The 6,536-nt window shown below is 35.2% G+C and carries 4 protein-coding genes, 1 rRNA gene and 1 pseudogene; 2 read left to right on the forward strand and 4 right to left on the reverse strand.

Annotation, left to right across the window (positions count from 1 at the left end; genetic code table 11):
* Positions 1 to 976: 976 nt before the first annotated feature.
* Positions 977 to 1,831: a CAP domain-containing protein gene (locus HR057_RS15485; RefSeq protein WP_173732349.1), complete on the forward strand. Its 855-nt coding sequence runs from the start codon at positions 977 to 979 to the stop codon at positions 1,829 to 1,831.
* A gap of 801 nt (positions 1,832 to 2,632) precedes the next feature.
* Here HR057_RS15485 and HR057_RS17430 read toward each other — a convergent pair.
* The 3 genes and pseudogenes from HR057_RS17430 to leuC form a co-directional block, all read right to left on the reverse strand.
* The gene (locus HR057_RS17430; RefSeq protein ID WP_173732350.1) at positions 2,633 to 2,968 is read right to left on the reverse strand and encodes a LytR/AlgR family response regulator transcription factor; all 336 of its coding nucleotides are present in this window, start codon (positions 2,966 to 2,968) and stop codon (positions 2,633 to 2,635) included.
* Positions 2,969 to 2,994: 26 nt separating this feature from the next.
* Positions 2,995 to 3,582 carry a 3-isopropylmalate dehydratase small subunit gene (leuD, locus tag HR057_RS15495; protein ID WP_173732351.1) on the reverse strand — a complete coding sequence of 196 codons (588 nt, stop codon included), beginning with the start codon at positions 3,580 to 3,582 and terminating at the stop codon, positions 2,995 to 2,997.
* A pseudogene (gene leuC / locus HR057_RS15500) lies at positions 3,579 to 4,917 on the reverse strand (3-isopropylmalate dehydratase large subunit). The gene leuD and the pseudogene leuC overlap by 4 nt, the downstream one beginning before the upstream one ends.
* A gap of 122 nt (positions 4,918 to 5,039) precedes the next feature.
* On the opposite strand from leuC, the gene HR057_RS15505 reads away from it, so the two are divergent.
* Positions 5,040 to 5,741: an IclR family transcriptional regulator gene (locus HR057_RS15505; protein WP_173732352.1), complete on the forward strand. Its 702-nt coding sequence runs from the start codon at positions 5,040 to 5,042 to the stop codon at positions 5,739 to 5,741.
* A 502-nt stretch (positions 5,742 to 6,243) separates the two neighbouring features.
* Here the strand turns inward: HR057_RS15505 and rrf are convergent.
* A 5S ribosomal RNA gene (rrf, locus tag HR057_RS15510) occupies positions 6,244 to 6,359 on the reverse strand.
* Positions 6,360 to 6,536 lie beyond the last annotated feature (177 nt).

The following is a 6,536-nucleotide window of genomic DNA, read 5'->3' on the forward strand; positions in this document are numbered from 1 at the left end:
TTTTTTGCAAAATTTTTCATTATCTATCCATAGTTTTTAGCTTCTATGTATAATTCCACAGGTATCTGAAGACCAGAAATCATCTAACTTCAATACAACCATTGGACATAAAAAGTTGTTTGCTCTTATAAAATTTGGAAAGCTCTATCGCTCATCTGCAGCATATAAGTTAATTGAAGCTTTCAGTGAATTTCAAAACACTTTTTTGAGAATATGCACCTCTTTGATAGGATTGGCGGGCACGATTTATCGCTTATTTATTTGATAGCTTACACTGCTATTAATTCAATAAGATTGTACAACTTTTATTCCAGGCATATAATTATGTAATGATTTCTTCTTTTATTCATAAATGGTACGAAAAGATTCAGTGCCTGCCCTCATTATTTATCATTGATAGGTACTCTTTAATGCTGAAGGCTTTTTCGCACCAACTCTATTATTCATGTTTCATCAAGTCCCCTATTCCTTTCATTATCCCCAGCTACCTTTACATTGTACTAATGCATTTTTTGTCTTCCATCCTTCGTTTCACCCACCAGTATGAGGTGATATAATTTTACTTTCCGTTGAAAAGCTATTGATTTTTCCCTTGTTTATGAAAAAGTAAAAGATGACTTCCAGGAAATAATTTGCAATGTACAACGTAATGATTTTTTACAAATTACCTATTTAAAGACTGGAATTTTCCATTAAATGTTAATAATTTACCCTAATCTTAAAAACTGTCAACCTCACATTTTTACAAAAATTTTGGAACCCGTTCATGATACATCCGTTTATGTATAAAATACCCAAGTGCCTGAAAACCCAATGATGACAGTACTTTTCAGCGTTTATTATCCCACCTCTAACGTAGAAAAATCAGTGAATGTAAATGCTTTCCAAAATATTCGCAAAAATCGTATGTTATTATTAATTTCGCAAGGCAGCAACACTACAAATTATATTTCAACTTCTAGGAGGTACCAAAACTATGAAAAAGAATAAAAAATTATTCGTATCTATTGCTGCAGCTGCAACTCTACTAGTAACTGCACCAGGAATAAGTAAAACAGAAGCTGCAGAACCTGTAAAAGTACAAATAAATGCATATGCTTATAAAATAAATAATGTAAATGATATTAATAGCATTTTTAATCAATTAAACTGTCAAACTAATCAATTAACTCAAAAACAAGTAAACGATATCATTTCTAAATTTTATCAAAATCTTGGAAACACTCAGTATAAAGTTCAAACACCAGTAACGCCTAAAGTAGTCCAACAACCAAAACAAACGGCAGTACAGCAGCCTGTTAAGCAAACACAGCAAGCAAAACCAACACCACAACAACCAGCAAAAATTGAGCAACCAGCTAAGCCAGCAACTCAACAACCTACTAATACGCAACAACAAGCGAAACCGACAACACAACAAACTACACCAACGACAACTTCAGTATCTTCAGCGGTTAGTGCGTATGAACAACAAGTTGTTGACCTAACAAACAAAGAACGAGCAAAAGCTGGCTTAAAACCATTGCAGCTTGATGTAGCATTAAGCAAAGTCGCACGTGAAAAATCTCGTGATATGCAGGCAAAGAACTACTTTAGCCATACAAGCCCGACTTACGGCTCACCATTTGATATGATGAAACAATTCGGTATTACGTATAAAACAGCTGGTGAAAATATTGCTATGGGCCAACGTTCACCAGAAGAAGTTGTTAATGCTTGGATGAACAGTGAAGGTCACCGTAAAAATATCTTGAACCCTAACTTTACACATATCGGAGTTGGACATGTAGCAAACGGAAATTACTGGACTCAAATGTTTATTGGAAAGTAATAGACTTTTACTGCTAAAAATCAGAAAGGGCTGTCCAAAAATAAAAAACCGCTAAATTGCGACGACCAAAGTGTTGATCCGCCAAGGGTTAAAGATGTCGAAAATACGACGTCTGGACAGCCCTTCTTTTTATATTCCCTCATTAAAAGTTTATTATTTATCTGTCTTTATTAAATTGAACGCAAAGCTATTAATAGTGCTTCTGGCTGCTTATTTTTCGGTGAATTTTTTTGGAATTATTCAAAATTTGTTCAAGTTATAGAAGAATGAACAAACAGCATCTGCAAATATTTAGTCCCATATCATTATTCAGGGATGAACAATCTCTAAAAATAGATTTGGAAAATTGATGTGTTTAGTATCACCGAATATGTTAAGCACCTCTTTTTGAATTTGGAAAATAAAAATATACTGAGTTTTTCCTTAAGCATTTGCATTAAAATAAATCTCTGATTCTGAAATTTTAATATCCTCAATTTTTATCTGCTATTATTAAAAATTCCGTTAGAGCGTTATTCCGAATTGTAGAATGTATTTAATATTTATCCTCGGCGTTGTTTTTTCTAAATTTGCCTTTTATTTTTAGAAATTAGAAATACTTTTTAATTTTCTCCTTAGCGTTTTATTACTTTTACTTTGGATTATTTTCATTGCTTTATACTTTCAAAAATAAAGTATTATCAAGGGTTCCAATTTGATTAATTAAACGTTTATTTAAACAAAAATAACCGAAACTACGAAACGGTTGGTACGTAATCTTGGTTTTTCTTTATGTTTGTGTTTAAAAAGAAAATACATATTTTACCAGAATAAATTTTCCAATTGACATTTAGAAACGAGAGTTTTTGTTTCTACGTTATAAAATTCAGCGATAAAGTTATTGTTATCTTGCTTATTTAATTCTTTCAAAAATGATTTATTTATAATAAAAGATCTGTGAGCTCTAACGAAATTACTTGGTAAGATGCTTTCAAAATATTTTAGAGAGGTACGTACTGGAATTAAGTCATGTTTACATACTATATAAGAACATTGATTGATTCTTTCAATATATAAAATTTTGTTAATAGGTACAAAAATCGTTTTGTTTCTTTTCGTAATAATAATTTTTGAAGAGTAAACGGCCACATCCACCATACTTACAGCCTCTCTGGAAAAAATATTTACAATATTTTTGGAAGAAAGCTGAATCTGTTTTTTTCATATTCGTTAATAGCTTCTTGATCTAATAAAGTAATGTCGATATCGTTTAGACCGTGCATCAGTCTATATTGAGTGAATGGATCCATTTGAAAATGAAATTTCATTTCTCCACAAGTGACGGTTTTTTCTTCTATATCAATTTCTAAATTCGTTTGAGGGTTTGATTTTACGATTGATATGAATTCTTTTACAATTGGATCTTCCAATTCAATCGTTACTAATCCGACTTTTGAGCAGTTATTTTTAAAAATATCACCAAATGAAGGTGCAATAATTGCTTCAAATCCATAATCTTGAAGGGCCCACGGTGCATGCTCCCTACTTGAACCACACCCAAAGTTTTCGCCAGCTAAAAAGATCGTAGAATCTTTAAATTCCGGCAGATTTAAAACAAAATTTGGATCTTCCCGCCAATCTCTGAATATATAGTCAGCCATATTCGTACGTTTCGAAAATTTCATTGCATCACTCGGTGCGATTTGATCAGTGTCCACATCGGAAAAACCTAATGGCAATGCTTTCCCAATAATTTTTTTGATCATTTTCATTGTGTAACCCCCTTAATAATATCTGAAGGTGAAGCGAATTTTCCCATGATCGCACTGGCTGCTGCTACGGCTGGACTCACCAAACGTGTCCGCGCTCCTTTACCCTGTCGTCCTTCGAAGTTTCGATTACTTGTAGATGCACATCTTTGACCAGGTTCCAATACATCGTCATTCATACCTACACACATGGAACATCCGGAAGCTCTCCATTCGAAATCCGCATTAATAAAGATGTTAGCTAAACCTTCTTTTACTGCTTGATCTTTCACTTTCATGGAACCAGGCACAACCATCGCTTTGACACCATCTTTTACTTTGTGCCCTTTCACGATTTCTGCCGCAGCTCTTAAATCTTCTATTCTAGAATTTGTACAGGATCCAATAAAAACTGCATCAATATTGATTTCTTTCATTGGTGTACCTGGCTTTAGTCCCATATACTCTAATGCTTTTTCTTCGTTCGGATTTTTTGGCATTGGTACTTCACTGTCTATTGAAATCGCTTGGGCAGGCGTAGTTCCCCAAGTTACATAAGGTGTTAAATTGGTTACGTCAAGTACAACTTCCTTATCAAAAACAGCCCCCTCATCTGTATAAAGCTTATTCCATTCCTGAACAGCCTTCTCCCACTCTTCCCCTTTTGGTGCATAAGGTTTGTCTTTTAAATATTCGAACGTAATTTCGTCTGGTGCAATCATACCTGCCCTTGCACCGCCTTCTATAGACATGTTACATATAGTCATACGACCTTCCATTGAAAGTGCTTTTATTGCTTCTCCCCTATACTCAATAACATGACCAACTCCACCATCGGTACCAATATTTTGTAAGATAAATAAAATTAAATCTTTCGCAGTCGTACTTTCTGGCATTTTCCCTTTTAAAATTACTGAAATTTTTTTGGTTTTTCCTGATGGAGTGTTTGAGTAGCTAATACATGAGCAACTTCACTAATTCCTATACCGAATGCTAAGGCGCCGAATGCTCCATGTGTGGAGGTATGGGAATCCCCGAATACAATAACCATCCCAGGTTGTACGAACCCTTTTTCAGGTACAATGACATGGATAATTCCTTGATCTTCTGTTCCCCAAGGATACAATTGGATGCCAAAATCTTTGGAGTTCCGAATCAAAGCGTTCATTTGTTCAGCTGCAATAGGGTCTTTAACAGGTTGATCTAAATCGATCGTAGGCACTTGGTGGTCCATTGTGGCGACCGTTAAATCAGGTCTGCGCACTTTTTTTCCATGTCTCTTAGCGTATTAAAGGCATGTGTAGAAGTCACTTCATGCATCAATTGAAAATCTACGTAGAGCAACTCTGAATTCCCCATTGAACTTTTAATGAGGTGTTTCTCCCAAATCTTGTCAAATAAAGTCTTTTTTCAGACATTTATTCGTATCCCCCCATTTAAGACTTGAAAAATCCCACAATGTGGGATATATTATCCATATAATGGATAATATAATTATAAATGACCAAGAAAAAAGTTTTAATAATAGTGTGGGGGTTTTAACCAAAATTGTTAAAATTATGGATTTTTTAACACAAAATGAGAAAGGAGATTTAAATTCCATTAGTAAAGGCACCAGGATTCCTCGTTCTACTACTCATCGATTACTAAGTGCATTGGAGGGACATCATTTAATTACCAAAACAGCGGATGGATACGTTATTGGATCAAGAATAACGGTGTGGAGTGATGCTTCTTTCTCAAAATCGATCGTTGAAGCAGCTAGACCGATATTAAAAAAATTAACGGAATCAACAAATGAAAGTAGCCAGATCTATATAAGAGAAGGTGCAAATAGGGTTTGTGTGGCTTCCGTCATTAATAGTTCGGGTTTAACAAATACGGTGCCAGTCGGTTCGATTTTTCCGATTGAAGTAGGTTCAGCTGGGCGAGTATTCAAAATATGGGGAGAAGAACTTTTAAATAAGCAATATGACGCGATCCGCAGCCAAGGTTGGGTTGAAAGTGTAGCAGAAAGGGAAGAAGGTGTAGCGAGTGTCAGCGCACCAGTATTTTCTTTCAATGGAAAACTGATAGCAGCTATCAGTGTTAGCGGACCTATTTCTCGTTTAGGGGAAAAGCCTTCTGAAAAATTAGCTAGCTATGTCGTAGAAGCAGCTCAAGAATTAAGTGGAAAACTTTAAAAACGGATTGAAAATCCAACAAACAGCTTTCAACCCGCTGTTTTTAAATGCCCTAAGATGGCTTAACTTATATGTAAAATGAGTTCGGAATGGTGCCGAACTCATTTTTATTTTGCTCTTACGCGTTTTGTGTAATACAAATATTTTCTGGTTTTTATTAAAAAATCCCGATTAATAAAAACTGCTGTGTGTATCCAACAATACCAAGGTCGCGATTGCCCTTCAGGCAAAAGAAAAAATTTGTGAAAAAGATATTGCCAAAAATCACAATGTTTCTCACTCCACTGTCATCAACAGTTTTTATGAATGCTACAAGCCAAATTATAACAACACCATTTGATAAAGAACCCACAAATAAAGATAGGATAATGGGGCAAGATTAATTGCTCCATTATCCTATCTTTTTGTGTGTTAACGATCAAAATATTTTAAAATAGGAAAGAAATAATTTTTTAATACTTATATTACAAAAGGAGCAACACGTTAGCTACTCTATTAATCCGTTTGGCAACGTCCTACTCTTGCAGGGGGAAGCCCCCAACTACCATCGGCGCTGAAGAGCTTAACTTCCGTGTTCGGAATGGGAACGGGTGTATCCTCTTCGCCATCGTCACCAAACAATGTATTCAATTGAGGTTTGTTCCCTCAAAACTAGATAATCTTCATTCACATTTACTGTCCAGCTCCGGCCTTCAACTCTCGATCACTTCGCTTTCTCCTTTCGAAGTCTGTCGACTTCTCCAGTCAAAAGCTCCAGTGCTTGTCGAGGTGATGCCTACCAGCACTGGCCTACGC

Source organism: Calidifontibacillus erzurumensis (assembly GCF_013303125.1).
Lineage (GTDB): Bacteria > Bacillota > Bacilli > Bacillales > Bacillaceae_J > Calidifontibacillus > Calidifontibacillus erzurumensis.

Coding starts and splice junctions, on each gene's coding strand:
- leuD (WP_173732351.1), bottom strand. CDS start 3,582: ATGAAAATGATCAAAAAAATTATTGGGAAAGCATTGCCATTAGGTTTT.
- HR057_RS15505 (WP_173732352.1), top strand. CDS start 5,040: ATGGATAATATAATTATAAATGACCAAGAAAAAAGTTTTAATAATAGT.
- HR057_RS17430 (WP_173732350.1), bottom strand. CDS start 2,968: ATGGTGGATGTGGCCGTTTACTCTTCAAAAATTATTATTACGAAAAGA.
- HR057_RS15485 (WP_173732349.1), top strand. CDS start 977: ATGAAAAAGAATAAAAAATTATTCGTATCTATTGCTGCAGCTGCAACT.